This is a genomic window from Pseudomonas sp. GG8 (genome assembly GCF_052976945.1).
On record NZ_JBRIIP010000001.1, the window covers coordinates 5,247,706 to 5,273,488 of the forward strand.

24 protein-coding genes are annotated in these 25,783 nt (G+C 58.7%); 12 read left to right on the forward strand and 12 right to left on the reverse strand.

Translation table 11 applies throughout. The annotated features are described in order from the left end of the window. The first annotated feature begins 108 nt into the window (after nt 1-108). A complete protein-coding gene (locus ACVBEG_RS24675) occupies nt 109-270 on the forward strand; it encodes a PA3496 family putative envelope integrity protein (RefSeq protein WP_407074662.1) in 162 nt (53 codons plus the stop codon). On the opposite strand, the gene ACVBEG_RS24680 is transcribed toward ACVBEG_RS24675, so the two are convergent. Then, a complete protein-coding gene (locus ACVBEG_RS24680; RefSeq protein ID WP_447108382.1) occupies nt 212-1,174 on the reverse strand; it encodes a LysR family transcriptional regulator in 963 nt (320 codons plus the stop codon). The two genes, ACVBEG_RS24675 and ACVBEG_RS24680, sit on opposite strands and share 59 nt — an antisense overlap. 191 nt (nt 1,175-1,365) lie before the next feature. On the opposite strand from ACVBEG_RS24680, the gene ACVBEG_RS24685 reads away from it, so the two are divergent. Together ACVBEG_RS24685 and oadA are read left to right on the forward strand one after the other, a co-directional pair. Then, nucleotides 1,366-2,781: an acetyl-CoA carboxylase biotin carboxylase subunit gene (locus ACVBEG_RS24685; protein ID WP_219064594.1), complete on the forward strand. Its 1,416-nt coding sequence runs from the start codon at nt 1,366-1,368 to the stop codon at nt 2,779-2,781. 11 nt (nt 2,782-2,792) lie between these two features. Further along, complete coding sequence (gene oadA, locus ACVBEG_RS24690; RefSeq protein ID WP_322177042.1) at nt 2,793-4,613, forward strand: sodium-extruding oxaloacetate decarboxylase subunit alpha; 1,821 nt, start codon at nt 2,793-2,795, stop codon at nt 4,611-4,613. Nucleotides 4,614-4,719: 106 nt separating this feature from the next. On the opposite strand, the gene ACVBEG_RS24695 is transcribed toward oadA, so the two are convergent. The 3 genes from ACVBEG_RS24695 to ACVBEG_RS24705 are packed head-to-tail and all read right to left on the reverse strand — an operon-like array spanning nt 4,720 to nt 6,490. Further along, a complete protein-coding gene (locus tag ACVBEG_RS24695; RefSeq protein WP_322177041.1) occupies nt 4,720-5,394 on the reverse strand; it encodes a GNAT family N-acetyltransferase in 675 nt (224 codons plus the stop codon). Nucleotides 5,395-5,409: 15 nt separating this feature from the next. Then, a complete protein-coding gene (locus tag ACVBEG_RS24700) occupies nt 5,410-5,856 on the reverse strand; it encodes a GNAT family N-acetyltransferase (protein WP_322177040.1) in 447 nt (148 codons plus the stop codon). A 10-nt stretch (nt 5,857-5,866) separates the two neighbouring features. After that, entirely contained in the window at nt 5,867-6,490 is a 624-nt protein-coding gene (locus tag ACVBEG_RS24705) for an FMN-binding negative transcriptional regulator (protein WP_322177039.1), read from the reverse strand. 90 nt (nt 6,491-6,580) lie between these two features. Between ACVBEG_RS24705 and pdxR the strand changes: the two genes are divergently transcribed. Then, on the forward strand, nt 6,581-8,140 hold the full coding sequence (gene pdxR, locus ACVBEG_RS24710) for a MocR-like pyridoxine biosynthesis transcription factor PdxR (protein ID WP_322177038.1): 1,560 nt from the start codon (nt 6,581-6,583) through the stop codon (nt 8,138-8,140). Nucleotides 8,141-8,228: 88 nt separating this feature from the next. Here the strand turns inward: pdxR and ACVBEG_RS24715 are convergent, their stop codons facing one another. From ACVBEG_RS24715 to aspA, 5 genes are all read right to left on the reverse strand, one after another. After that, a complete protein-coding gene (locus ACVBEG_RS24715; protein WP_322177037.1) occupies nt 8,229-9,329 on the reverse strand; it encodes a polyamine ABC transporter substrate-binding protein in 1,101 nt (366 codons plus the stop codon). A gap of 27 nt (nt 9,330-9,356) precedes the next feature. Then, a complete protein-coding gene (locus ACVBEG_RS24720; protein WP_322218608.1) occupies nt 9,357-10,385 on the reverse strand; it encodes a histone deacetylase family protein in 1,029 nt (342 codons plus the stop codon). A 169-nt stretch (nt 10,386-10,554) separates the two neighbouring features. Then, nucleotides 10,555-11,553 (reverse strand): AraC family transcriptional regulator, encoded by a 999-nt coding sequence (locus ACVBEG_RS24725; RefSeq protein WP_322218605.1) that lies wholly within the window; start codon nt 11,551-11,553, stop codon nt 10,555-10,557. 95 nt (nt 11,554-11,648) lie between these two features. Then, nucleotides 11,649-12,653: an asparaginase gene (locus ACVBEG_RS24730; protein ID WP_447108383.1), complete on the reverse strand. Its 1,005-nt coding sequence runs from the start codon at nt 12,651-12,653 to the stop codon at nt 11,649-11,651. 165 nt (nt 12,654-12,818) lie between these two features. Further along, complete coding sequence (aspA, locus tag ACVBEG_RS24735) at nt 12,819-14,243, reverse strand: aspartate ammonia-lyase (protein ID WP_322177033.1); 1,425 nt, start codon at nt 14,241-14,243, stop codon at nt 12,819-12,821. A 225-nt stretch (nt 14,244-14,468) separates the two neighbouring features. Between aspA and ACVBEG_RS24740 the strand changes: the two genes are divergently transcribed. After that, complete coding sequence (locus tag ACVBEG_RS24740; RefSeq protein ID WP_322177032.1) at nt 14,469-15,380, forward strand: LysR substrate-binding domain-containing protein; 912 nt, start codon at nt 14,469-14,471, stop codon at nt 15,378-15,380. 4 nt (nt 15,381-15,384) lie between these two features. On the opposite strand, the gene ACVBEG_RS24745 is transcribed toward ACVBEG_RS24740, so the two are convergent. After that, nucleotides 15,385-16,026 carry a hypothetical protein gene (locus ACVBEG_RS24745; protein ID WP_322177031.1) on the reverse strand — a complete coding sequence of 214 codons (642 nt, stop codon included), beginning with the start codon at nt 16,024-16,026 and terminating at the stop codon, nt 15,385-15,387. 400 nt (nt 16,027-16,426) lie between these two features. On the opposite strand from ACVBEG_RS24745, the gene purE reads away from it, so the two are divergent. The 4 genes from purE (at nt 16,427) to ACVBEG_RS24765 (ending at nt 18,973) form a co-directional block, all read left to right on the forward strand. Further along, nucleotides 16,427-16,918, forward strand: coding sequence for a 5-(carboxyamino)imidazole ribonucleotide mutase (purE, locus tag ACVBEG_RS24750; RefSeq protein ID WP_219063090.1), 492 nt, complete (start codon nt 16,427-16,429; stop codon nt 16,916-16,918). Between the two features lie 9 nt (nt 16,919-16,927). Then, the gene (locus tag ACVBEG_RS24755) at nt 16,928-18,010 is read left to right on the forward strand and encodes a 5-(carboxyamino)imidazole ribonucleotide synthase (protein ID WP_322177030.1); all 1,083 of its coding nucleotides are present in this window, start codon (nt 16,928-16,930) and stop codon (nt 18,008-18,010) included. A gap of 109 nt (nt 18,011-18,119) precedes the next feature. Further along, entirely contained in the window at nt 18,120-18,365 is a 246-nt protein-coding gene (locus tag ACVBEG_RS24760) for a GlsB/YeaQ/YmgE family stress response membrane protein (RefSeq protein WP_322177029.1), read from the forward strand. Nucleotides 18,366-18,439: 74 nt separating this feature from the next. After that, nucleotides 18,440-18,973 carry a DUF3299 domain-containing protein gene (locus tag ACVBEG_RS24765; protein WP_322177028.1) on the forward strand — a complete coding sequence of 178 codons (534 nt, stop codon included), beginning with the start codon at nt 18,440-18,442 and terminating at the stop codon, nt 18,971-18,973. 3 nt (nt 18,974-18,976) lie between these two features. On the opposite strand, the gene ACVBEG_RS24770 is transcribed toward ACVBEG_RS24765, so the two are convergent. Together ACVBEG_RS24770 and ACVBEG_RS24775 are read right to left on the reverse strand one after the other, a co-directional pair. After that, nucleotides 18,977-19,897 (reverse strand): D-hexose-6-phosphate mutarotase, encoded by a 921-nt coding sequence (locus tag ACVBEG_RS24770; protein WP_322177027.1) that lies wholly within the window; start codon nt 19,895-19,897, stop codon nt 18,977-18,979. Nucleotides 19,898-19,980: 83 nt separating this feature from the next. After that, nucleotides 19,981-20,382: an acyl-CoA thioesterase gene (locus ACVBEG_RS24775; RefSeq protein WP_322177026.1), complete on the reverse strand. Its 402-nt coding sequence runs from the start codon at nt 20,380-20,382 to the stop codon at nt 19,981-19,983. A gap of 442 nt (nt 20,383-20,824) precedes the next feature. Here ACVBEG_RS24775 and ACVBEG_RS24780 point away from each other — a divergent pair, with 442 nt between their 5' ends. From ACVBEG_RS24780 to ACVBEG_RS24790, 3 genes are all read left to right on the forward strand, one after another. Then, nucleotides 20,825-22,114: an MFS transporter gene (locus ACVBEG_RS24780; RefSeq protein ID WP_322177025.1), complete on the forward strand. Its 1,290-nt coding sequence runs from the start codon at nt 20,825-20,827 to the stop codon at nt 22,112-22,114. A 180-nt stretch (nt 22,115-22,294) separates the two neighbouring features. Beyond that, nucleotides 22,295-23,284 carry a phosphate ABC transporter substrate-binding protein PstS family protein gene (locus ACVBEG_RS24785; RefSeq protein WP_219063083.1) on the forward strand — a complete coding sequence of 330 codons (990 nt, stop codon included), beginning with the start codon at nt 22,295-22,297 and terminating at the stop codon, nt 23,282-23,284. Between the two features lie 172 nt (nt 23,285-23,456). Further along, entirely contained in the window at nt 23,457-25,742 is a 2,286-nt protein-coding gene (locus ACVBEG_RS24790) for an ABC transporter permease subunit (protein WP_330200932.1), read from the forward strand. Nucleotides 25,743-25,783 lie beyond the last annotated feature (41 nt).

The window sequence follows — 25,783 nt, forward strand, 5'->3', positions numbered from 1 at the left end:
CAGGATATGCCTCGGCACTACGATGACTCGCAGCAGCAGCGCGCCACCAGCGCTACCTCCGCTAATACGTCCAAAAACACCCGGCGACAGCAGGAAGATCAGCGACGCATGGAATTCCGTCGTGCGATCGAAAGCTACTCTGAGCAGCGCAAACTGGCGCAGAAGCTTTCCGACTATTTCGAGGTGGGTGATATTGGCGAGTTTGGCTCACTTAATGTGTGGCAGACGGCCTCGGAAGGCTCCCGTCGAAACGCTCAGCAAGCTGGCTGATCTGCGCGCGTTCGGTGCGGATGAATGCAAGAAAGGCATGCGCGACCGGCGACAGCCGTTTGGCCTTGGCTTGCACCACGCACCAGCTGCGGTACAGCGGCAATTCGGCCACCGGAAGCTCGCGCAGCGTCCCGGTGGCCAGCTCTAGGTTCAGAGCATGGCGAGTCAACAACGCCACGCCAAGACCGGCCACCACGCATTCGCGTTGAGCTTCAGCCGAAGAAACCTCAAGGGTTTGGGTGAAGTGCACGCGCTTCTCCTTGAAATACTCCTCGCAGGCTCTGCGCGTGCCTGAACCGGCTTCGCGGATCAGCAAGGGGTAGGGTTCAAGGTCCTTCAGGGTCAATTTCTCGACCTGACACAGCGGATGATCCGACGGCGCCACCGCGACGATCGGGTTGTTGAGGAAGGGCATGAACTCCAGGCCCATGTCCTGCGGCACCATCGACATAATCGCCAGATCATCACGGTTATCCGACAGGCGCTTGATCACCTGCGCGCGATTGACCACCGTCAGGTTCAGCATCACTTCGGGGTGCTGGCGCTTAAACGCGGCAAACAGATGCGGCACGAAGTATTTGGCGCTGGATTCGATGGCCAGTTTGAGTTGCCCTTGCAGCGAGCCCTGCATGTCCGACAGCTGCATATCCAGGTTTTCCAGACGCCCAAAAATGTCTCTGCTGGCGGCTTGTAGCGCTTCGGCGGCCTCCGTCATGTACAGTTTTTTGCCGACATACTCGAACAGCGGCTGGCCAATCAGCTCTTCCAACTGACGAATTTGTAGGCTGACGGCCGGTTGTGTGAGGGCCATTTCATCGGCGGCGCGGCTATAAGACTTCAGGTCACAGACTTCGTTGAACGTCCGCAATTGACGCAATGTCATACGCATCAATGACTTACGCATAGCTGACCCCCTCTGAAGATGGTTGAAAAACCAACTATAAGGTTTTACTTATGCATATCCCAACTTTTATTGATTTTTGTTAATCCTTCTTCAGGCATAGGGTAGCTATCACAATGTGGCCGCACGTAACACGCGGTTACACGCCGACCGGCCCAGCCGGTTCGTCTGTTCTAACGGTCGAGGAAACGCCAGTGATAACAAAAATCCTGATCGCCAACCGCGGTGAAATTGCTGTCCGGATCGTGCGCGCCTGCGCCGAGATGGGCATTCGCTCGGTTGCGGTCTATTCCGACGCCGACCGTCATGCCTTGCATGTCAAACGGGCTGACGAAGCGCACAGCATTGGTGCTGAACCACTCGCCGGTTATTTGAACCCACGCAAGCTGGTTAATCTCGCGGTAGAAACCGGTTGTGATGCTTTGCATCCCGGTTATGGTTTCCTTTCGGAAAACGCCGAACTGGCGGACATCTGCGCCGAACGTGGAATCAAATTCATCGGGCCGTCGGCAGAAGTCATCCGTCGCATGGGTGATAAGACCGAAGCACGCCGCAGCATGATCAAGGCCGGTGTACCGGTGACACCTGGCACTGAAGGCAACGTCGCCGATATCGCTGAAGCGCTGGTCGAAGGCGAGCGCATTGGTTACCCGGTGATGCTCAAAGCCACGTCTGGCGGCGGTGGTCGGGGTATCCGCCGCTGCAACAGCCGTGAAGAACTGGAGCAGGCGTTCCCTCGGGTGATCTCGGAAGCGACCAAGGCGTTTGGTTCTGCGGAAGTGTTTCTCGAAAAATGCATCGTCAATCCCAAGCACATCGAAGCGCAGATCCTCGGTGACAGCTTTGGCAACGTCGTGCATCTGTTCGAACGCGATTGCTCGATCCAGCGCCGTAACCAGAAGCTGATCGAAATCGCCCCCAGCCCGCAACTGACCCCGGAACAGCGCGCCTACATCGGCGACCTGTCGGTGCGCGCGGCCAAGGCTGTGGGTTATGAGAACGCTGGCACCGTGGAGTTCCTGCTCGCCGAGGGCGAGGTGTACTTCATGGAGATGAACACTCGGGTGCAGGTGGAACACACCATCACCGAAGAAATCACCGGTATCGATATCGTCCGTGAGCAGATCCGCATCGCCTCCGGCCTGCCGCTCTCGGTCAAGCAGGAAGACATTATTCACCGTGGCTTCGCCCTGCAATTCCGGATCAATGCCGAAGACCCGAAAAACAATTTCCTGCCGAGTTTCGGCAAGATCACCCGTTATTACGCGCCCGGCGGTCCTGGCGTGCGTACCGACACGGCAATCTACACCGGCTACACCATCCCGCCGTATTACGACTCGATGTGCCTGAAGCTGATCGTCTGGGCGCTGACGTGGGAAGAGGCCATGGACCGTGGCTTGCGCGCCCTGGACGACATGCGTCTGCAAGGGGTCAAGACCACCGCCGCGTACTACCAGGAAATCCTGCGTAACCCGGAATTCCGTAGCGGTCAGTTCAATACGAGCTTTGTTGAAAGCCATCCCGAACTGACCAACTACTCGATCAAGCGCAAACCCGAAGAGCTGGCTTTGGCCATCGCCGCCGCCATTGCCGCCCACGCAGGCCTGTGAGGAATACAACAATGAGCAAAAAAATCTTTGTAACCGACACCATCCTGCGTGATGCCCACCAGTCGCTGCTCGCAACCCGCATGCGTACTGAAGACATGCTGCCAATCTGCGACAAGCTCGACAAAGTCGGCTACTGGTCGCTGGAAGTCTGGGGCGGCGCCACGTTCGACGCCTGCGTTCGCTTTTTGAAGGAAGACCCGTGGGAGCGTCTGCGTCAGCTTCGCGCGGCGTTGCCCAACACCCGTCTGCAAATGCTCCTGCGCGGCCAGAACCTGCTGGGCTACCGTCACTACAGCGATGATGTGGTGCGTGCGTTCGTCGCCAAGGCGGCGGTCAATGGTATCGACGTGTTCCGCATTTTTGATGCGATGAACGACGTGCGCAACCTGCGTGTCTCCATCGAAGCGGTCAAGGCGGCGGGCAAGCACGCCCAAGGCACTATCGCTTACACCACCAGCCCGGTTCACACGATTGACGCTTTCGTGGCTCAGGCCAGACAAATGGAAGCCATGGGCTGCGACTCGGTCGCGATCAAGGACATGGCAGGCCTGCTGACACCGTATGCCACGGGCGAGCTGGTCAAGGCGCTGAAGACGGAGCTGTCGCTGCCGGTGTTCATCCACTCCCACGACACCGCTGGCCTGGCCGCGATGTGTCAGCTCAAGGCGATTGAAAACGGCGCCGATCACATCGACACCGCGATCTCCAGCTTCGCGTGGGGCACTAGCCATCCGGGTACCGAGTCGATGGTTGCTGCGCTCAAGGGCAGCGAATTCGACACCGGTTTGAGCCTGGAGCTGTTGCAGGAAATCGGCCTGTACTTCTACGCCGTGCGTAAGAAATATCACCAGTTCGAAAGCGAATTCACCTCGGTCGACACGCGTGTGCAGGTCAATCAGGTGCCAGGCGGGATGATTTCCAACCTCGCCAACCAGCTCAAAGAGCAGGGCGCTCTGAACCGCATGGGCGAAGTACTCGCCGAAATCCCTCGTGTGCGTAAAGACCTCGGCTATCCGCCGCTGGTGACCCCGACGTCGCAGATCGTCGGCACTCAGGCGTTTTTCAACGTGCTGGCTGGCGAGCGCTACAAAACCATCACCAACGAAGTGAAGCTCTACCTGCAAGGCGGCTACGGCAAGGCGCCAGGTCTGGTGGATGAAGCGCTGCGTCGTCAGGCCATCGGTAACGAAGAGCTGATCGATGTGCGTCCAGCTGACTTGCTCAAGCCGGAGATGGCCAGGCTGCGTCTGGAAATCGGCGCGGTGGCCAAGTCTGAAGAAGACGTGCTGACGTACGCCATGTTCCCGGACATTGGACGCAAATTCCTCGAAGAGCGCGAAGCCGGCACCCTGACCCCTGAAGTGTTGCTGCCGATCCCTGACGCGGGTGGCGTGAGCAGGGCGGGCGGCGAGGGTGTACCGACCGAGTTCGTGATCGATGTGCACGGCGAAAGCTACCGCGTCGACATCACTGGCGTCGGCGTCAAAGCCGAGGGCAAGCGTCATTTCTACCTGACCATCGACGGCATGCCGGAAGAAGTGGTGTTCGAGCCCCTCAACGAATTCGTCGGTGGCGGTATCGGCAAGCGCGCGCAGGCCAGCTCGCCGGGCCATGTCAGCACCACCATGCCGGGCAATATCGTGGATGTCTTGGTCAAGGAAGGCGACATCGTCAAAGCCGGCCAGGCTGTACTGATCAGCGAAGCGATGAAAATGGAGACCGAGGTACAAGCCTCCATCGCCGGCAAGGTCTTCGCGATCCACGTGGCCAAAGGCGACCGGGTCAACCCGGGCGAAATCCTGATTGAGATCCTGGTCGAAATCGAGGGCTGATTCGATACGCGTTTAACGGTTTACTCTGGGGGGAGCACATGTGGCTCCCCTTTTTTTTCGGCTTTTTTTACTGACCGGGTTGGTTTCACTTGCCCGCAATGAGCTTTCACCGTTCCCGGAAGCTCTCCAGCGTTCTCACTTGCTGCCCATCCCGGAAGTTATCCACCGCCAGCCAGCTTTCAAACGCTGCCTGGAGTGCCAGCCATTCGTTATCGGTGATCGAGTACCAGGTGGTGTCGCGGTTCCGGTCTTTGATGACCATGTGCTGACGGAACGTGCCTTCAAAGGTGAAGCCGAAGCGCTCAGCGGCTCGTTTGGAGCGCTGATTATCGTCGTTACATTTCCACTCCAGGCGCCGATTGCCCAGAGCAAACGCGGCCTTGGCCAACAAGTAAATCGTCTCGGTACCCTTGGGCGTGCGCTGCATGGCGGCGCCAAACGTGACATGACCGATTTCGATCCGGCCATGGGCGGGGACGATGGACATCAGGCTCAGGCAGCCGTCGACAATGCCTGTCTGCTGATTGACCACGCTGTAGAACCACGGATCAGTGTCGGCGGCGTGGCGACTCAGCCATGCATCGAATTCGCTTCGCTCAAAAAACGGCCCATAGGGCAAATAGTCCCACAGCGCCGGGTCCGAGGTTGGGCCTTGGAGTGCAGTCCATAGATCGTCGCCGTGGCGCACAGGGTCGAGTTTTTCCAGGCGGATGAAGCGGCCATGCAGCGTGCTTTTGTCCGGGAGCGTCGCGGGTTGCCAGTGCAGTTCAGTGGTGGGCATGAGCAGGTTCCAGTCCTAGAGTGCTTTGCGAAATTGGATGAAGCCAGGACGTTCGGCGATGCGTTCATACAGCTGAATCGCCCTGGCATTGGTTTCGTGGGTCAACCAATGAACCTTGTCACAACCGGCTTCACGCGCCGTGGTGTAGACGAATTCGATCAACTGTCGTCCGACGCCGGTGCCGCGCTGCTCCGGCACTACGATCAAGTCCTGCAGGTAACAGGCATTTTTGATGCTCCAGTTGGAGCGATGGTAGATGAAGTGGACCATGCCGACGGCTTTGCCATCGTTCCAGGCCAGCGCGGCATGGGTCGGCTCGCTGGGGTCGAGAATGCGCTGCCAGGTGCTTTCAGTGACGCTGTCGGCGAGTTCAGTGTTGTAAAACTTCAGGTACGCCTTCCACAGCGGTAGCCATGCAGTGTGATCGTTCGGGGTGACAGAGCGGATCTGAATAGCGGTCACAGGTTTCTCCTTAGCGCATCAATCGGGCGATTTCGTTGTCATTGGGCGCGGAGCTCGCGGCAAGGCCATCACGCACGCCGGCAATATCGGGAGCGTTGCGGTTCTGGGTGAGCTTGCGTTTGCCTTCCAGTCGGCTGATAGGCACTGCAAAACCGACGATAGCGCCGAGCATCTTGTCGATGTAGTCGGCAGGTGCGTCCTCCAGCGTCCAGGGTTTGGCGCGACCTGCTTCATGCTTCTCTGTCAGCGCGCGAACCAGATCGCGCAGGCGATGGGCGTCATGAAACACCTCGGCAGGCCCGTAAGCGTGGACCGCGAGGTAATTCCAGGTCGGGACCGCTTGGCCGTGTTCAGCCTTGCTCGGGTAAAACGACGGACTGACGTAAGCGTCCGGGCCAGGGAAAATCAGCAAGGCCTCGGTGCCGCTCTCCATCTCCTGCCATTGCGGGTTGGCTTTGGCCAAGTGCCCATGCAGGGTTCCATAAGGCCCTTGCTCAGGGCTGAGCAACAGCGGGATGTGGTTGGCCAGGAGACCGCGTGCGCCATGGGTCACGAGAATGCCCAAGCGCGTGCCTTCGATTTGCTGATGAAGGGTTGAAAGGTCGTCTTCGTTGAATGCGCGAGGTATGTACATAAAGCTTTTCCTTGGCTGATGGCTAAATCCTAGGCAGGCTATTGGTTGGTTGTAAGAGCCATTCCACGTCAATTTAGTAGGGCCAATGTCATGTCCGCCAGCGCGCTGTCTTTTCCGTTCAACCCTGCGGGTATCGAACTTGATCGTCGTCGCGGGCTAAGCCGGCAGCTGTATCAACTCTTGCGCCAGCGGATTCTCGACGGTGGTCTGAGCAGTGGCACGCGTCTGCCGGCTACTCGCGACCTGGCGACGTCGCTGTCCATTTCGCGCAACAGCGTGATGCGCGCCTATGACCAGCTCTACGCCGAGGGTTTCATCGAAGGCCGTATCGGGGATGGCACTTACGTTGCGCAATTACCGACAAAGCCGAGTGCAACGAAGCGCACATCAAATTACTTATCCACAAAACCATCCACAGGGTTGTTAACAGGCTTACCCACAGGTTTATCCACAAACACACCCGAAATGCCTGGTTTTTTACCCAATAAAGTTATCCACAGCCCAGCGCTCAACCTTCTGCAACAGCATCATTTACCCCAGCCAAAGGGCGATGCGCCGCGAGCCTTTCGGGTCGGTGTGCCAGCGTTTGACCTGTTCCCGTTCGGTGTTTGGGGTAAGTTACACGCGGCTTTCTGGCGAAAGCCGGATCTTGGGACGCTGGGGTACGGCGAGCCGGCCGGGGATTGGCGCCTGCGTGAATTGATTTCAGCGTATTTGCGCAGTTCGCGTGGTCTGCACTGCAGCGCTGAGCAAATAGTGATCACCAGTGGCGCACAGCAAGCGATCAGCCTTTGTGCACAGCTGCTGTTGGCGCCGGGTGATGCGGTCGCGGTGGAGAATCCCGGCTACCGCGCGGCCGGTCATGCGTTTGCCATCGCCGGTGCGCGCTTGCACGGTATCGCAGTGGATAACGAGGGCATGCAGTGCACTTCGCTGTCGCAAGGTGATTACACACTGGCCTACGTCACCCCGTCGCACCAATACCCCACGGGCGTGACGATGAGCCTGGCACGGCGCCTGGAGTTGTTGGCCTGGGCCGAGCGCACCCAAGGCTGGATCGTCGAGGACGATTACGACGGCGAGTACCGTTATAGCGGTGCGCCCCTGGCGCCCTTGGCGGCACTGGATCGGCACGGGCGTGTTTTGTATGTCGGCACCTTTGGCAAGATCGCCTTTCCGGCGTTGCGCTTGGGGTATCTGGTGCTGCCGTTGGGATTGGTGAGTGCGTTCGGTCAACGGCGGGCGTTGGACATGCGGCACTCCGAAGTCAGTACGCAGGCTGTAATGGCTGAATTCATTGCTGCCGGGCATTTCCAGCGACACATCCGGCGCATGCGCCGTGCGGCTCTGAGTCGTCGCGATGCGCTGTTGGCAGGCTGGCCTGAAGACGTGCCTGGGTGCGGGGCGATGCCCAAAGTGGTGGCGGGGCTGCATGTCGCCGTGCCCGTGGACAGCCTGGCGCGCGAGCGTGAACTGGTGGCCAAGGCTGCAGGTGTAGGCGTCGAAATCAACCCGCTGAGCGACTATTGGTTGCCAGACTCAAGCGCGCCCGTGGATAACCGGGCAGGCTTGGTATTGGGGTTTGCGGCGGTGCCTGAACCCGGTATTCACGAGGCGCTGGCCAAGTTGCGGCACGCCTGGAAGGCGTAAGTTCGACAAGCCTTACGTGCTTCCTGTATGCGAATGGTGTGATGCTGTATGTCAGCCATACCGCATCACGAGCAAGCCCGCTCCAGCATCAGGTCCCCGACTTGATCTTGGTCCAGGCGCGTGTACGCGCCCGCTCCGCATCGTGCGTCAGGGGTTGCAGGGTGTAGAGGGTTTTCATCGCCGCTTCGGTCGGGTACAGATTCGGGTTGTTGCGAATCGCCGGATCGACCAGCTCAGTGGCGTCCTTGTTCGGGTTCGGGTAGCCGACAAAATCACTGATCGGCGCGATCACCTTCGGTTGCAGCAGGTAGTTGATGAAGGTGTAGGCGTCTTCAGGGTCTTTGGCGCCTTTAGGGATGGCGAGCATGTCGAACCAGATCGGGGCACCTTCTTTAGGCAGGCGCATGTCGACGACCACGCCGTTCTTGGCTTCTTTGGCGCGGTTGGCCGCTTGCGAGAAGCTGCCCGAGTACCCGACGGCCACGCAGATGTCGCCATTTGCGATATCCGCCATGTACTTCGATGAATGGAAGTAGGTGATATACGGACGGATCTTCAGCATCAGTGCTTCGGCTTTGGCGTAGTCGGCCGGTTTGGTGCTGTTTGGCGGCAAGCCCAAGTGCTGCAAGGCCAGCGGCATGATTTCAGACGGTGAGTCGAGCAGGGCCACGCCACACTGTTTGAGTTTGCTGATGTTCTCTTCCTTGAAGATCAGGTCCCAGCTGTCGACCGGTGCATTGTCACCCAGCGCGGCCTTGACCTTGTCCGGGTTGAAGCCGATCAGGATGGTGCCGTACATGTAGGGCACCGCGAATTTATTGCCCGGGTCGTTGGCTTCCAGGAGTTTCATCAGCTTGGGGTCGAGGTGCGGCCAGTTCGGCAATTTGCTGCGGTCCAGCGGCTGGAATACCCCGGCCTCGATCTGCTTGGCCAGGAACACGTTGGACGGTACGACCACGTCATACCCGGAGTTGCCGGTCAGCAGCTTGGCTTCCAGCGCCTCGTTGGTGTCGAAAATGTCGTAAATCAGTTTGGTCTTGGTGTCTTTCTGGAAGTCCACCAGCGTCTGCGGGGTGATGTAGTCGAACCAGTTGTAAACGCGCAGCGTGCGTTGCTCTTCGGCCTGGACCGCGCCGCAGAGCAGGGAAGCACACAGGGCGGGTGCAATAAGACGTTTGAGTCTGTTCATTGTTATCTTCCTGATAAGTCGGTGGGGTCAGGCGCTTTCGAAACCTTCCAGCACATTCACGGCATTGATGCCGATTTCTTCGACGGCATAACCGCCCTCCATCACGAACAGCGTCGGCAAGCCGAGACGGGCGATGCGCTCACCCATGCGCAGGTAGTCCGGGCTGTCGAGCTTGAACGTCGAGATGGGATCGTCCTTGAACGTGTCGACACCGAGGGAAATCACCAGCACGTCCGGGGCGTAGGCCTCGATTTGCTTGCAGGCCTGTTCCAGCGCAGCGCTCCAGTGGTCCCAGTCGCTGCCAGCGGCCAGCGGGTAGTTGAAGTTGAAACCTTCGCCCGGCCCCTCGCCATGCTCGTCGGCGTAACCGAGGAAGAAGGGAAACTCGGCTTCAGGATGGCCGTGGATCGAGGTAAAGAGCACATCGTTGCGTGAGTAGAAGATCGATTGAGTGCCGTTGCCGTGATGGTAATCGACATCGAGAATCGCCACTTTCTGCCGGCCCTGATCGAGAAATGCCTGAGCGGCGATGGCGGCGTTATTCAGGTAGCAGTAACCGCCCATCAAATCGCCAGCGGCGTGATGGCCGGGTGGTCGGCACAATGCGAACGCGCTACGAGCGCCATTTTCGACGGCGGCCTGAGCGGTCAGAGCGACTTGCGCTGCGCTATAGGCGGCTTGCCAGGTGCCCGCGGTAATCGGTGCGCCGGCATCGAAGCTGTAATAACCCAACTGACCCAACAGGTTGGCAGGAATTACTTCGCGCAAGGTTCGCGCAGGCCAGGTGAAGGGCAGCAAGTCGCCTTCATGGTTCAACTCGGCCCAGCGTTGCCATGCGCCCTGGAAAAACGTCAGGTACGCCTCACTGTGAATGCGCTTCAGCGGTTCAAGACCAGCGTCACGCGGCGTCTCGACCGGACCAAGGTGGCGTGCCTGTACGCGTTGCAGGATGTGATCGGCGCGCGAGGGCATTTCAAAGCAGGGCATCAGTTGCCCGTCTATCAGTTCGCAGCGACCGTGGTGCAAGTGATGATCATCCGAGTAGATCGTCAGCATCTTCTTATTCTCCCCTAGGGCTGTGGCTGTGCCTCATTCTTGCGGTGCGCGGCGGATCAGTGAACGACGGCAACGGCCAAAAGGGGATAAATATGGCCAATAACACTGACCGGATATCGCCTCTTATTGAGGCGTCACGCCCTAAACCGAGGCGAGGGTGCAAACAGCATCAGAATCGGAAGTGGCTGGGCGCGACGCCGCTCCAGCGCAGGAAGGCGTGACGAAAGCTCGCGGTCTCGCTGAAGCCCAGTTCCTCGGCAATGCGGTGGATGGGTAACCGGGCCTCATGCAGCAAGTGCTTGGCTCGCTCGAAGCGTAGCTCGTCGAGCAATTGTTGGTAGCTGCTACCCAGTGCCTGCAAGTGCCGGCGCAACGTGCGCTCCGAGCAGTTCATCTGTTGCGCCAGACCGCCGAGGCCGGGTGCGCAGCTAAGTTGGGCGGCGAGCAATTGGCGGATGCGTTCGAGCCAGGCCTGGCGACCTGTGAACTCGATATTTTGCCGGCGACAGCGTGCGTGCATGTCGCGATGGGTGATCGGGTCTGCCAGCGGCAACGGCTGTTCAAGCCAGCGTTTGTCAAAGGCGAAGGCGTGATCATACAAGGGGGCGTTGAACTGCAACGGGCAGGCAAAGCTTTCGTGATAGCTGGCGGTGTAATCAGGGGCGTCGTGGGCGAAACGTGCGCTGAGTAATGGCAGGGGCTTGCCGAGCAAGTCATCGCAAATGACTTTCAGCGAGGCCAGGCACAGCTCGGCGTTAAAAACCGCCAGCGATTCACTGTCGCGGTAATCGCTGGCGCTTAGCCAGACGCGGTCGCCATCGTCATGCAGGCGCAGTTCGAACAGTGTTCCCAAGAGCGCCGGATACATCAGCGCCAGGCGCAAGGCGTCACCTAAGGTGGCACTCGTGAGCAGGGCGTAACCGAGGACACCATAGGATGACACGTGCATGCGCCGTCCCAACTCCAGGCCGATTTCCTTGCGCAGTGCAACGGCATTGGCGCAGACCTGCATTTCCTGGTGGGTGGCGATACGAATATCGGGCCTGCCCAAGTCCGCAGCAGTGATCCCGCTGCCTGCCAGCAGCGCATCGCCGGACAAACCTTCAGCCTCGAAGGTGCTGAGTACCAGCGACACGGCATTGAGGGTGGTGAGATGGGAATGCAGCATGAGCGAATTCCGGCGGTGGGTAACAACCGGGAGTGGAGCAAGTTGTATGCCGCGCCCTAATGGGCGCGCGCTTGCCCGCGAAGGCGGCCTGACGGTTATCGCAACTCCCCACACACATCCAGCTCAACCAGGCGTCGTACTTCATCTTGCGCAAGCCCTGCGCCCAACAACGCATGGAGTTTGCCGAACGCGGCTTCGCGGGTCATGCCGCCGCCGGACAGTACGCCAACCCCGCGCAGACGACTGCCGGCTTCGTAGATGTCCAGTTCGACGCCGCCTTCATGACACTGAGTGATGGCAACCACGCAGATGCCGCGTTGCCGGGCGCGTTGCAGGCTGGCGAGGAATGCCGGGTTGTCGCTCGGGCCCGTGCCGCTGCCGAAGCATTCCAGGACCAGCGCCTGAATCCCGCTGTCGAGTAAACCATCCAGATGTTGCGCACTGATGCCGGGAAACAAGGGCAGCGCGGCGACGTTGGCGATGCTTTTCGGCTGACGGTAATCCAGTGCAGCGGGCACAGACTGCGCCGACTTACCCTCCCGCGAGCGCTGCAACGCGGCGAACGGATGACGACCAAAGCTGCGAATTTTTGCGCAGCGGGTCGGTGCCAGTAGCTCGCCATGGAAGTACAGCTGCACGCCCGGCGCCAAGCCTTGGCCCAGGGCAAGCAGGGCGCCGTTGAGGTTTTCCCAGGCATCACTGTTCTCGACGCCAGCGGGCAGCATCGAACCGGTGAACAGCACGGGTGCGCTCAGCCCGAGCAACTGAAAGCTCATCGCCGCCGCGCTGTAGGCCAGGGTGTCAGTGCCGTGCAGGATCAATACCGCGTCGCAGCCATCGACATCCACGGCCTCGATCACCGCTTCACGCAGACGCTGCCAGTAGGTGGGGGTCATGTTGGCGCTGTCGATCAACGGCAGTAGTTCGCGAAACCGCCAGTTCGGTACCTTCAGTTCTGGTTGGGCAGCCAGTTGCTCGGCCATCCGCGCCTCGAATCCCGAAGCCGGAGCCAGCCCGTTGGCGCTGGCCTGCATGCCGATGGTGCCGCCGGTGTAGAGCACCATGACCTGCTGAGCGGGTGGCGGGGTTTCGCGATTCATGGCACTTCTCCTTTGGGTGATCGGCCAAGGCTATGGCGTGTCTAGTGAAAAGTAAAAACAAGCTGGCAAAAAAAAGGGCCTGAAGAGTGATCTTCGGGCCCTCAAAAGGGAGAGAGGTGTCTAGTCTCTCAGCCTGGTGAGCGTGTTGCTGCCTGGGGCTGAAGGTCAGGCCTTCAATGGCACCAAGCGTGGCGCAATCATGTTTTCCGGGCGCAGGATGTCGGCGAGCATGGCGTCGTCGAGCAAGCCTTCTTCGCGCACCAGTTCCAGTACGCCACGGCCGCTTTCCAGAGCGATGCGGGCGATACGGGTGGCGTTTTCATAACCGATGTATGGGTTCAGGGCGGTGACCAGGCCGATCGAGTGCTCGACCAGTTCGCGGCAGCGTGCTTCGTTGGCGGTGATGCCGACGATGCAATGCTCGCGCAGCATATCCATGGCGCGTTGCAGCAGGCGGATCGAGTCGAAAATCTTGTAAGCGATCAGCGGCTCCATCACGTTCAGCTGCAATTGACCCCCTTCTGCGGCGATGGTCAGTGCCAGGTCGTTGCCGATGATCTGGAAAGCCACTTGGTTGACCGCTTCCGGGATAACCGGGTTGACCTTGCCGGGCATGATCGAGCTGCCTGGCTGACGTGCTGGCAGGTTGATTTCATTGATGCCGGTACGTGGGCCGCTGGACAGCAGGCGCAGGTCGTTGCAGATTTTCGACAGCTTGACCGCAGTACGCTTGAGCATCCCGGAGAACAGGACGAAGGCGCCCATGTCGGACGTGGCTTCGATCAGGTCGGCGGCAGGTACCAGCGGTTGACCGCTGATGAGCGCCAGACGCGATACGGCCAGGTGCTGGTAGCGGGGGTCGGCGTTGATGCCGGTGCCGATGGCGGTGCCGCCCAGGTTCACTTCGGTCAGCAGTTCCGGAGCGAGGCTGCGCAGACGATTGAGGTCTTCGCTCAAGGTGGTGGCGAAGGCCCGGAACTCTTGACCGAGGGTCATCGGCACGGCGTCCTGCAACTGGGTACGGCCCATTTTCAGAACGTGGTTGAATTCCTGGCCCTTGGCGGCGAATGCCTGAATCAGGCTGTCGAGGCTGGCGAGCAGGGCGTCGTGACCGAGCAGCAGGCCCAGACGGATTGCCGTCGGGTAAGCGTCGTTGGTCGACTGCGCCATGTTCACGTCATTGTTCGGGTGCAGGTATTGGTACTCGCCCTTGCTGTGGCCCATGGCCTCCAGCGCGATGTTGGCGATGACTTCGTTGGCATTCATGTTGGTTGAAGTGCCAGCGCCGCCTTGAATCATGTCCACCACGAACTGCTCGTGGAAATCGCCGCGAACCAAACGGGCGCAGGCTTCGCTGATGGCAGCGTGCTTGGCTTCGCTGAGGTGACCGAGTTCGCGGTTAGCGTCAGCGGCGGCTTGCTTGACCATGGCCAGGGCCACGACCAGCTTCGGGTAATGCGAAATCGGAACGCCGGAGAGACGGAAGTTGTTCACCGCCCGCAGGGTCTGGATGCCGTAGTACGCTTCAGCGGGTACTTCAAGGACGCCAAGCAGGTCTTTTTCGATGCGCAATGATGCAGCGGAGGACATGATAGAGATAGTCTCAAGAAAGGCACGGATAATGCCGGAACGCCGCTGATGCTAGGCTTGTGGGCAATTTTGGGCTAATGCTGTTAAGCGCTGGCCTATGCACAAACGGCATAATGTCGATGTGACGTTACGATTGTGACGAGCGTATGAACAAGATGTAGTTGCTTTTTTGCAGGTGCGGGGCGGGTCGTTGCAAGTCCGTCCCTGCCGTGATTGGAGGACGTGATGAACCTGGAAAGTAAATGGCTGGAGGACTTCAGTGCCCTGGCCGCCACCCGCAGTTTTTCCCAGGCGGCCGAGCGTCGCTTCGTGACGCAACCTGCTTTCAGCCGCCGGATTCGCAGCCTTGAGTCGGCACTGGGCCTGACGTTGGTCAATCGCTCGCGCACGCCCATCGAGCTGACGGCTGCCGGACAACTGTTTCTGGTAACCGCGCGCACCGTCGTCGAGCAGCTTGGCGAGGTGCTGCGTCATCTGCATCACCTGGAGGGCGGGCAGGGCGAAGTCATGCAAGTCGCGGCGGCGCACTCTTTGGCCTTGGGTTTTTTCCCGCGCTGGATTGCCCAGCTGCGTAACGAAGGGCTGAACATTGCCACCCGGCTGGTGGCGACCAACGTTGGCGATGCGGTACATGCGTTGCGTGAGGGCGGTTGCGATCTGATGCTGGCGTTCTACGACCCGGATGCGGCGCTGCAGATGGACGCTGAAATTTTCCCCTCGCTGCACCTTGGGCATACGGAGATGTTGCCCATCTGCGCGGCAGACGCCAACGGCCAACCGTTATTCGACCTTGAAGGCGATGCCAGTGTGCCGTTGCTCGCCTACAGCGCCGGAGCATTTCTGGGGCGCTCGGTGAACCTGCTGCTGCGTCAGCGCAGCTTGCGCTTCACTACGGTCTACGAAACAGCCATGGCGGACAGCCTGAAAAGCATGGCGCTCGAAGGCCTGGGCATCGCCTGGGTGCCGCAGCTCAGCGTGCGTGCTGAACTGGCGCGGGGTGAGTTGGTGGTGTGTGGTGGCCCACAATGGCATGTGCCGCTGGAAATTCGTTTGTACCGTTGTGCGTTGGTACGCAAGGCCAACGTGCGGTTGTTGTGGCGCAAGCTGGAAGGCGGTGCGGCACAGGGTGCGTCTTGAGTGCTTAAGGCGATTCGCTCAAATAAGCGGCGATGGCTTCTTTGTTTTTGTCGCTGTAGTGGTAACAGTTCGCTCTTACGTTGATGCGGGTCGGGAATATATTGGTTTCACACCACCAACTGCCTTTGAATAAAACTTCTGAGTGCTCATGCGTCCCGCCGAGCAGATGACCTATTTCATGCGCGGCGGCAGAGTAACTGCCCAGCGATGCAATGCCTGCGTAACTCTTGTCTCTGGCGACACCCAAAGTCATCCCGTTTATTTTTTCGTGTGTTAACAGCAAATACTTGGTTCTGCTGTTCATGGGCAGATTGTTTTTGTCGATGTAGTCATTCACTTCTCGTTGCCAGCCGTCCAGTATTTTTGTCAGGTTTTCACCTTGATACGGGTATTGGGTTATGGGCGCGACGTTCTGTATGAAGTCTATGTACACCCTGCGCCGGGTGAAGCTTTCAAGGTCCTTGCGCAGCCACGAGAAGTAGTCTTTAGCGATATTTTCGCGTTCAGCTTGTGGGATATCGTCGTGCAGAAATACATAGAAGTAGAGCGGAGTTTTCGTGAATTTCTCATCAGCGGAAGCCGGTGGAATGATGATCGTAAGCAGGGTGCTTAGTGTTAAAGCGAGTGTTCTTAAATGAATGAGCATGGGCGATCTCGATGGCGATAGTTTTCGTTGATTAATGTCCGTACTGGATGACGGGGTCTGCCCGGAACTGTGTTTGCTTCAGACATGAAAGCAGCTAAGCCGAAACGGTTGCGATTTGTTAGTTGCTGTTGGCGTCACCTAAAGTAGTAAGTTGCGTACAGAAGATGTAGGACCTTTTGCCATGAAGGATTTCGGTCGCGGGTGCCGTGTGCAGACCTCGCCAGGGCCCTGCGGACAGATGGTCACCAAGGGGGCTGTCTTCCCTGTGCTTTACGGTATACTGCGCGGCCTTTGGCCGGTTCGACCGGCCATAATTCGTACAGCAAGCCACGCCGGTTCTCCCGCGTGGCTTGTTTGTTTTTTGACGCGCCTGCGGGCGTCCAATAGAAGAGGCACGACGATGAGCGCACTGGTTGGCGTGATCATGGGCTCCAAGTCCGATTGGTCCACCCTTAGCCACACCGCCGATATGCTGGAAAAGCTAGGCATCCCTTACGAAGTCAAAGTGGTGTCAGCCCACCGGACGCCGGATTTGCTGTTCCAGTACGCCGAACAGGCTGAAGCCCGTGGCATTGAAGTGATCATTGCCGGTGCTGGCGGTGCGGCTCATTTGCCAGGTATGTGTGCGGCCAAGACTCATCTGCCCGTGCTGGGCGTGCCCGTACAGTCGTCGATGTTGTCGGGCGTTGATTCCCTGCTCTCTATCGTGCAGATGCCTGCCGGGATTCCTGTGGCGACCTTGGCTATCGGCAAAGCGGGCGCAATCAACGCCGCATTGTTGTCGGCCAGTATCCTCGGCGCCAAGCACCCGCAATTCCATGCAGTGCTGAAGAAATTCCGCGCTGAGCAGACAGACAGCGTCCTGGACAATCCAGACCCACGCGACGCCTGAGGTTTTTCCATGAAGATCGGTGTAATCGGTGGCGGCCAGTTGGGTCGCATGTTGGCTCTGGCAGGGACCCCGCTAGGCATGAGTTTCGCTTTTCTCGACCCGGCGCCGGATGCCTGTGCCGCTGCGTTGGGCGAACATCTGCGTGCCGATTACGGCGATCAGGATCATCTGCGCCAGTTGGCCGATGAAGTCGATCTGGTGACCTTCGAATTCGAAAGTGTGCCAGCAGAAACCGTGGCGTTCCTGTCGCAGTTCGTGCCGGTTTATCCAAGTGCCGAAGCGCTGCGGATTGCCCGTGATCGCTGGTTCGAAAAGAGCATGTTCAAGGACCTCGGCATTCCAACGCCTACCTTCGCTGATATCCAGTCGCAAGCCGATCTGGACGCCGCAGTGGCCAGCATTGGTCTGCCTGCCGTGCTGAAAACCCGCACCCTCGGTTATGACGGCAAGGGCCAGAAAGTACTGCGTACAGCGGCTGATGTGGTCGGCACGTTTGCTGAGTTGGGCAGTGTTGCCTGTTTGCTGGAAGGTTTCGTGCCCTTCACGGGTGAAGTGTCGCTGATTGCCGTGCGCGGCCGCGATGGCGAAACGCGCTTCTATCCGCTGGTGCACAACACCCACGAAAATGGGGTTTTGCGTCTGTCGATTGCCAGCACCGCGCATCCGCTGCAAGCGCTGGCTGAGGATTACGCCGGTCGCGTACTCAAGCAACTCGATTATGTCGGCGTGCTGGGGTTCGAGTTCTTTGAAGTCGATGGCGGTTTGAAGGCCAACGAGATTGCACCCCGTGTGCATAACTCGGGGCATTGGACCACCGAAGGCGCCGAGTGCAGCCAGTTCGAAAACCACCTGCGGGCGGTGGCGGGTTTGCCGTTGGGCTCCACTGCCAAGGTCGGCGAAAGCGCCATGCTCAACTTCATCGGTGAAGTGCCGGCTGTGGACAAGGTCGTCGCCATCGATGACTGCCATCTGCATCACTACGGCAAGGCGTTCAAGGTTGGGCGCAAAGTGGGTCACGCCACCTTGCGCTGTGCTGATCGCGCCACCCTTGATCGGCAGATCAAAAAAGTCGAAGCGCTGATCAAGCTGTAATAGCTGCAATAGACGCATGTGGAACCAATCCTGCCAGCGGTTCTCTGATGACAGGACGCTAATGCCGTCATCAGGCCTTGGTTCGTCCAATTAATACAGAGGAAAAGGCATGGGTATTATCGGAACCATTTTTATCGGTTTGATCGTGGGCTTGCTGGCTCGCTTCCTCAAGCCAGGCGATGACAGCATGGGTTGGATCATGACCATTGTGCTGGGTATCGGGGGCTCGCTGGCTGCGACCTACGGGGGTCAGGCGCTGGGCATTTATCAGGCAGGCCAGGGCGCGGGTTTCCTCGGCGCATTGGTGGGTGCGGTGGTGCTGCTGGTGCTTTACGGCATGATCAAAAAAGACTGACAGTTATTCATCGGCTCTCTGCGCTATTGCTGCGCAGAGAGCTAGTGAGACCACATACATTGCCGAGCTCTCCCATGCGCCGTCTCCTCCTTATAGCGCTGCTGTTGGCTTCCGGGCTGGCCCGCGCCGAGCTGCCAGAAACCGATTGGCTCGAGCTGATGCCCAAGTCGGATCAAAAAGCCCTCGAGGCCATGCCTGAAATCGATCACAACTCCCCGGAAGCGCAGGGGACGTTCGATAGCAAAGGCGGTTTGAAGCAGAGCAAAGGCTTGCCTGCCGTGATGTACTCGGCCAAGACCGTACCCGCCATGAATGGCAAAAATATCCGTCTTGGTGGTTATCCCGTGCCGCTGGAAACAGACGCGAAAGGCCGCAGTACCCTGTTCTTCCTCGTGCCATATCCGGGCGCATGCATCCATGTGCCGCCGCCGCCACCCAATCAACTGGTGCTGGTGCGTTATCCAAAAGGCCTGAAGCTGGACGATATCTACACGCCGCTGTGGGTGATCGGCACGCTGAAGGTCGAGGCGGTCAGCAATAACATGGCCGATGCGGCCTACGCGCTGGATGCTTCGAAGGTCCGCGTCGTGGTCGAAGCGGACCTGTAGCGGTTACGCTTCCGGCAACGCCGCCAGCGGCTCGGCCCAGATGCTGACACTCAGGGTGTGCATGGCATCTGGCGCCAACGTGACGACATCGGACAGGACGTTGGCGGTCTCGACACAAACCATGTGCTGCCAGCCGTCTTCGGCCATGTCGCTTAAGGTCCTGGTCTTGTCGACCCACGGATTCCACAGCACCGCTGACTTTGAGCCGCTGGTCATGATCTGAATCCGTCGCTGCCAGCCCGGATCGACGATGCTCAGATGGTGCGGTGTGTCCAGGTAAACGCGGTCCGTCTCGGCCGTGAAATGCAGGTCGCCGTCCTGCCGATGCTCGTCTTCCCAGTTTTTCAATGTGTCCAGGTAACGCGAGCCGTCCAGGCCTTCGACGTGGACCTGTCGTGCATCGCTGACCGCGAAATAACTGTGCAATGCCTGGCTGAAGGTAACGTCTTCGGTGCCAGCGTTGTAGCTGAGCAGGCTGACATGCAACTGCTCGTCCAGACGAATGCTCAGTTTGAGGGCGACGTTATGCGGCCAACCAGGCAAATGACCTTCAGCCTGCGGCAATACGAATTCGGCGAGTAACGCGTCGCCATCATTGCCAATGCCCAGCAATTCCCAGTCTAGTACCCGGACTTCGCCGTGGGCGTTGGCCGGTTCGCTGCTGTTGCGCATCGCCTGTACGCTGGCAGGGTTGCGCTCCAGATTGCCAAACCAGGGCCAGCAAATCGGAATACCGGCGCGGATCGGCTTGCCTTGTTTGAAGACAGCTTTGTCGTTTAGCCAGATCAGTGGCGGCTCGCCGTCCACTTGGTAGCTGAGGATGTGCGCGCCTTGCTGGGCGACGAGTAACTCGGCCTGACCGTGGCGGATGCGCCAGCAGTTGAGCTCACCGAGTTTGACGGATTCGACATGGGGCGTTGGCATGCGGGGGTGCTCACTCAAGTACAGTGATAAAAGTAGACCGTGCGACAGTCAACGATTTTACCCCAGCAGACCGATACCCAGGCTTATCGCCGTGCCGGTACCGAGCGAGTGCGGCCGCTACCATCGATGGCGACGAACACAAACACCGCTTCGGTGACTTTGCGCCATTCGCTGGACAGTGGGTCATCGCTCCATACTTCGACCATCATCTGGATCGAGCTGCGGCCGATGTCCAGGGCCTGGGTATAGAAGGACAATTGCGCGCCGACTGCGACCGGGATCAGGAATGCCATGCGATCAATGGCTACGGTCGCAACGCGGCCGCCAGCGACTTTACTGGCCATGGCAGTTCCCGCCAAGTCCATTTGCGAGACCAGCCAGCCGCCGAAAATATCGCCGAAACCATTGGTTTCGCGGGGCAAAGCAGTAATTTGCAATGCAAGGTCGCCCTGCGGTATCGGATCTTCTTGTTCGAGTTCAATCATGCCTAGGGTGCCTCGACCCATGACTCTTTAATGTTTTGGTGCGGTTAACAGGCCTCAGTGAAAACGATGTTCATGAACAAATTGCGTTCATCCGCTTTCAGCGATGCCTTAAGGGGAAACTCTGCGAAAGCGGCTGGATTGGGCTCAGCGGCGATTTCGCACAGCAACCCGGAGTACGCTGGATTGTCTCTTACGGTCTGCGAGTATATCGATCGATGGACCATGCGACGACCACTCGGTTCTCATTTTGACTGCGTAAAGCGCCTGACTGTGTGCTTTTTAGAGAATTTGCTATCGTGCCGGACCCGATCGACTCTGTACTTTTCGCTATAAGGGCAATTTTGATGCCCATGTCAGCGTTTTCCTTAGTGAGGAAGTGTGCAAGCCGTCAAGCCTCAGCCAGCGTTGCTGATGCTCAGCAATCCCAAGAGAAGCCCTTGCCATGTCCACTGTGTCCTCAAGTACCGTGCAGCCCTCGCGCCCGCTGACCCGCAGCGACTATAAGACCTTGTCGCTTTCTGCCTTGGGCGGAGCGTTGGAGTTTTACGACTTCATCATTTTCGTGTTTTTTGCCACTGTGGTCGGCAAGTTGTTTTTCCCTGCGGATATGCCTGAGTGGCTGCGACTGATGCAGACCTTCGGTATTTTTGCTGCCGGTTACCTGGCGCGACCGCTGGGTGGCATCGTTATGGCGCACTTCGGCGACCTTTTGGGGCGCAAGAAAATGTTCACCCTGAGCATTTTCATGATGGCCGTACCGACCCTGATCATGGGCTTGTTGCCGACGTACGCGCAGATTGGCCTGTGGGCGCCGATTCTGCTGCTGTTGATGCGGGTTATTCAGGGTGCGGCGATTGGCGGTGAGGTGCCTGGCGCCTGGGTATTTGTGTCCGAGCATGTGCCGCCGCGCAGCATTGGCTACGCGTGCGGCACCCTGACCGCCGGCCTGACCTCGGGCATTTTGCTGGGTTCGCTGGTCGCCACCCTGATCAATAGCCTCTACAGCGCTGAGGAGATGCTCGATTACGCATGGCGGATTCCGTTTTTGCTTGGGGGCGTATTTGGTCTGCTGTCTGTTTACCTGCGCCGCTGGCTGCATGAAACGCCGGTTTTCGCCGAGCTGCAGCTGCGCAAGGCGCTGGCCGAAGAGGTGCCGCTCAAGGCCGTGTTGCGCGACCATCGCGGGGCGATCCTGTTATCGATGCTATTGACCTGGCTGTTGTCGGCTGGCGTCATCGTCGTGATCCTGATGACCCCAACGGTATTGCAAACGGTTTACGGCTTCTCCCCCGCGACGGCGCTGAAGGCCAATAGTCTGGCGATTGTCTGCCTGAGCCTGGGCTGTGTCGGCGCGGGTTCTCTGGCGGATCGCTTTGGCGCTGGCTGGGTGTTTATCCTCGGTTGCCTGGCGTTGCTTGTCAGTTCATGGACGTTCTATCACAGCCTTTTGGCGCACCCCGACTGGCTGTTTCCGTTGTACGCCGTCACCGGGTTATTTGTCGGCGTCATCGGTGCGGTGCCGTTCGTCATGGTCCAGGCCTTTCCGGCAGCCGTGCGGTTCTCGGGACTGTCGTTCTCGTACAACCTGGCGTACGCGATATTTGGCGGTCTGACGCCGATGGTGGTGACCCTCATGCTCAAGACCAGTCCAATGGGGCCGGCCTGGTACGTGGCAGCCCTCTGCGTCATGGGCATGCTGATTGGCATCCATTTGTTGCGCAAGCAACGCTGAGTGTTGAATCGCCTTGCCTGCTGGGCGAATGCCGCCGCCCCCTCCTGAACTGAACGGCTATCATTGAAAGTCGATGATGGCCTTTCATCTAATTGTCACATTGCTTTCATAGAGTGTTCACACGGCCCTTAGATACTTGGCGTCGATCCAATACCTATCCAATTTTGCTAGGAGCAAGGCATGAGACTTAAGCGATTGATGGCGGCTCTGACTTTCGTCGCCGCAGGCGTTGCCACCGCCACTGCGGTTGCTGCTGTTGACCCAGCTATTCCAGGCTATACCAAGACCACCGGTGTCTCGGGTAACCTGTCCAGTGTCGGCTCCGATACCCTGGCAAACTTGATGACCTTGTGGGCTGAGGCTTACAAAAAAGAATACCCAAGCGTGAACATTCAGATTCAAGCAGCCGGTTCGGCCACCGCACCACCTGCGTTGACTGAGGGCACCTCGAACCTGGGCCCGATGAGCCGCAAAATGAAAGACACCGAATTGGCGGCTTTCGAGCAGAAGTACGGCTACAAGCCAACTGCAATCCCGGTCGCGGTCGATGCCTTGGCTATTTTTGTACATAAAGACAACCCGATTCAGCACCTGACCATGGAACAAGTGGACGCGATCTTCTCCGCGACCCGTCTGTGTGGCGCCAAAGCCGAAGCCAAAACATGGGGTGATGTTGGCGTGACCGGCGACCTGGCTGGCAAACCGATCCAACTGTTCGGTCGTAACTCGGTATCCGGCACTTACGGCTACTTCAAAGAAGAAGCCCTGTGCAAAGGCGACTTCCGCGCTAACGTTAACGAACAGCCAGGTTCTGCTTCGGTTGTAAGCTCGATCAGCAGCTCGTTGAACGGCATCGGTTACTCAGGTATCGGCTACAAAACGTCCAGCGTGAAGACGGTTGCCCTGTCCAAGAAAGGCAGCACTGAATTCATCGAAGACAGCGAAGAAAACGCACTGAACGGCAAATACCCACTGTCGCGCTTCCTGTTCATCTACGTGAACAAAGCGCCGAACAAGCCTCTGGCACCGCTGGAAGCCGAGTTCGTGAAAATGGTCCTGTCTAAACAGGGTCAAGAAGTCGTGATCAAAGACGGTTACATCCCGTTGCCAGCCAAGGTTGCTGCAAAAGCACTGGCTGACCTGGGCTTGCAGGAAGGCGCTGCTAAGTAAGGGTTGACGCGGGGCACGCACTTTTTGCCCCGATCTCAATACCTGAGCGGGACCTGATTCAACGGGGTCCCGCTACTAATTTCGTAGTCCGCTGCCAGTACTTTTGGGCTGCGGATTTTTTGCGTCACCGCATTGTCATGTTTTTGTAATAAAGGACCGCTAGGGTGAGCGCATGAATGATCTGGCCAATTCCACCATGACTCAAAATTCCCCTCCCGAGCGAATTGACTTCAATACGCCCGAGCTCAAGCGAAAACGCCGTATACGCGCGTTTAAAGACCGTCTGACCCAGTGGTATGTACTGGTCGGTGGCCTGGCAGTGCTGGCCGCTATTACGCTGATTTTCTTCTATCTTGCTTACGTGGTCGCGCCCTTGTTCCAAGGTGCGAAACTGACCACCGAGAAGGCGCTCAATCCGGCCTGGATGCAGGATGCGGGCAAGCCACTGATGATTGCCATCGAAGAGCAGAACAAGGTTGGCCTGCGAGTATCCGACAAGGGTGAAGCGCTGTTCTTCCGCATCGACGACGGGACCGAGCTCAAGCATGTCGCCTTGCCGATTCCGACGGGCACGACTGTGACGGCTATCGGTAAAGATCAGCCAGGCAGCCCGTTGATGGTGCTGGGTCTGTCCAACGGTCAGGCACTGGTGTTCAAACACAACTACCTGATCACCTACCCGGGCAACGTCAAGACCATCAGTCCGACCATCACGTATCCATTTGGCGAAGCGGCGCTGAGCCTGGACGAACAAGGCCGGCCCTTGGAGCACGTCAGCCTCAACGCCAGCGACAAAGTCCTGATGGTAGCGGGTTCCACCGGCTCGCAATTGCATGTGCTCTCCTTGTCCCAGGAAGAAAACATGATGACCGGGGAGACCACCAGCGAGTTGACCCGCATCGAACTGCCGCACATGACCGAAGTGGTCAAGGCAATCTTTATCGATCCGCGCCAGCAGTGGCTGTACGTGATCAACGGTCGCGCTCAGGCCGACGTCTTCAGCTTGCGTGATCGCAGCCTCAACGGCCGCTACAAACTGCTGGAAGACGGTAACGCTGAAGTCTCCGCCAGTACGCAATTGGTCGGCGGTGTGTCGCTGATTATCGGCAGCACCACGGGCGGTCTGGCTCAGTGGTTCATGGCCCGCGATACCGACGGCGAGTTGCGCCTGGAGCACATCCGTGACTTCCAGATGGGCACCACGCCGATCGTACAAATCACCGGCGAAGAGCGCCGTAAAGGCTTCGTCGCCCTCGACGCTTCCGGCAAGCTCGGGGTGTTCCATAGCACCGCGCATCGCACGCTGTTGGTCGATCAGGTGGCTCAGGGCCCAGGTGTCATGGGACTGTCGCCACGTGCTGACGAGGTCATCGTCGAAGAGGGCGGCAAGTTGCTGCCAATGAGCCTGCGCAACCCGCACCCGGAAGTTTCGTGGAGCGCGCTGTGGAGCAAGGTCTGGTACGAAAACTACGACGGACCGAAGTACGTCTGGCAGTCCACTGCGTCGAGCACTGACTTCGAGCCCAAGCTGAGCCTCGCGCCATTGACCTACGGCACCTTGAAAGCGGCGTTCTACGCGATGCTGCTGGCGGCGCCCCTGGCGATTGCCGCTGCGATCTACACCGCTTACTTCATGGCCCCGGGCATGCGCCGCAAGGTCAAGCCGGTGATCGAACTGATGGAAGCGATGCCGACAGTGATTCTCGGCTTTTTCGCTGGCCTGTTTCTGGCGCCGTATCTGGAAGGGCATTTGCCGGGGATCTTCAGCCTGTTGCTGCTGACACCGATTGGTATTCTGTTGGCGGGCTTTATCTGGAGCCGCTTGCCTGAGTCATTCCGGCTGCGAGTGCCGGATGGTTGGGAAGCCGCGATCCTGATACCTGTGGTGTTGCTGGTGGGCTGGTTGTCGTTGGGCATGAGCCCGTATATGGAAACCTGGTTCTTCGGCGGCGACATGCGCATGTGGATCACCAACGACCTGGGCATTACCTATGATCAGCGCAACGCACTGGTGGTCGGGCTGGCCATGGGTTTCGCAGTGATTCCGAACATCTACTCCATCGCTGAAGACGCCGTATTCAGCGTGCCGCGCGGTCTGACTCTGGGCTCGCTGGCCCTGGGTGCGACGCCATGGCAGACCATGACGCGGGTGGTGATCCTCACCGCCAGCCCTGGCATTTTCTCGGCCTTGATGATCGGCATGGGCCGCGCTGTCGGCGAGACCATGATCGTGCTGATGGCCACCGGTAATACACCGATCATGGACATGAACCTGTTCGAAGGCATGCGTACTCTGGCGGCGAACGTCGCGGTTGAGATGCCAGAGTCCGAAGTCGGCGGCAGCCATTATCGAGTGCTGTTCCTGGCAGCGCTGGTGCTGCTGATGTTCACCTTCGTGATGAACACCTTAGCGGAGCTGATTCGTCAGCGTCTGCGCAAGAAATATTCGTCTCTCTAAGGAAGGTAGAAGTCTGTGAAACAGAACTCCCTCAAGAGTTG

Excerpts from the sequence above, each read along its gene's own strand:
- ACVBEG_RS24675 (WP_407074662.1), top strand. The coding sequence starts at position 109 with ATGGAATTCCGTCGTGCGATCGAAAGCTACTCTGAGCAGCGCAAACTG.
- ACVBEG_RS24680 (WP_447108382.1), bottom strand. The coding sequence starts at position 1,174 with ATGCGTAAGTCATTGATGCGTATGACATTGCGTCAATTGCGGACGTTC.
- oadA (WP_322177042.1), top strand. The coding sequence starts at position 2,793 with ATGAGCAAAAAAATCTTTGTAACCGACACCATCCTGCGTGATGCCCAC.
- ACVBEG_RS24695 (WP_322177041.1), bottom strand. The coding sequence starts at position 5,394 with ATGCCCACCACTGAACTGCACTGGCAACCCGCGACGCTCCCGGACAAA.
- ACVBEG_RS24705 (WP_322177039.1), bottom strand. The coding sequence starts at position 6,490 with ATGTACATACCTCGCGCATTCAACGAAGACGACCTTTCAACCCTTCAT.
- pdxR (WP_322177038.1), top strand. The coding sequence starts at position 6,581 with ATGTCCGCCAGCGCGCTGTCTTTTCCGTTCAACCCTGCGGGTATCGAA.
- ACVBEG_RS24715 (WP_322177037.1), bottom strand. The coding sequence starts at position 9,329 with ATGAACAGACTCAAACGTCTTATTGCACCCGCCCTGTGTGCTTCCCTG.
- ACVBEG_RS24720 (WP_322218608.1), bottom strand. The coding sequence starts at position 10,385 with ATGCTGACGATCTACTCGGATGATCATCACTTGCACCACGGTCGCTGC.
- ACVBEG_RS24725 (WP_322218605.1), bottom strand. The coding sequence starts at position 11,553 with ATGCTGCATTCCCATCTCACCACCCTCAATGCCGTGTCGCTGGTACTC.
- ACVBEG_RS24730 (WP_447108383.1), bottom strand. The coding sequence starts at position 12,653 with ATGAATCGCGAAACCCCGCCACCCGCTCAGCAGGTCATGGTGCTCTAC.
- aspA (WP_322177033.1), bottom strand. The coding sequence starts at position 14,243 with ATGTCCTCCGCTGCATCATTGCGCATCGAAAAAGACCTGCTTGGCGTC.
- ACVBEG_RS24740 (WP_322177032.1), top strand. The coding sequence starts at position 14,469 with ATGAACCTGGAAAGTAAATGGCTGGAGGACTTCAGTGCCCTGGCCGCC.
- ACVBEG_RS24745 (WP_322177031.1), bottom strand. The coding sequence starts at position 16,026 with ATGCTCATTCATTTAAGAACACTCGCTTTAACACTAAGCACCCTGCTT.
- purE (WP_219063090.1), top strand. The coding sequence starts at position 16,427 with ATGAGCGCACTGGTTGGCGTGATCATGGGCTCCAAGTCCGATTGGTCC.
- ACVBEG_RS24755 (WP_322177030.1), top strand. The coding sequence starts at position 16,928 with ATGAAGATCGGTGTAATCGGTGGCGGCCAGTTGGGTCGCATGTTGGCT.
- ACVBEG_RS24760 (WP_322177029.1), top strand. The coding sequence starts at position 18,120 with ATGGGTATTATCGGAACCATTTTTATCGGTTTGATCGTGGGCTTGCTG.
- ACVBEG_RS24765 (WP_322177028.1), top strand. The coding sequence starts at position 18,440 with ATGCGCCGTCTCCTCCTTATAGCGCTGCTGTTGGCTTCCGGGCTGGCC.
- ACVBEG_RS24770 (WP_322177027.1), bottom strand. The coding sequence starts at position 19,897 with ATGCCAACGCCCCATGTCGAATCCGTCAAACTCGGTGAGCTCAACTGC.
- ACVBEG_RS24775 (WP_322177026.1), bottom strand. The coding sequence starts at position 20,382 with ATGATTGAACTCGAACAAGAAGATCCGATACCGCAGGGCGACCTTGCA.
- ACVBEG_RS24780 (WP_322177025.1), top strand. The coding sequence starts at position 20,825 with ATGTCCACTGTGTCCTCAAGTACCGTGCAGCCCTCGCGCCCGCTGACC.
- ACVBEG_RS24785 (WP_219063083.1), top strand. The coding sequence starts at position 22,295 with ATGAGACTTAAGCGATTGATGGCGGCTCTGACTTTCGTCGCCGCAGGC.
- ACVBEG_RS24790 (WP_330200932.1), top strand. The coding sequence starts at position 23,457 with ATGAATGATCTGGCCAATTCCACCATGACTCAAAATTCCCCTCCCGAG.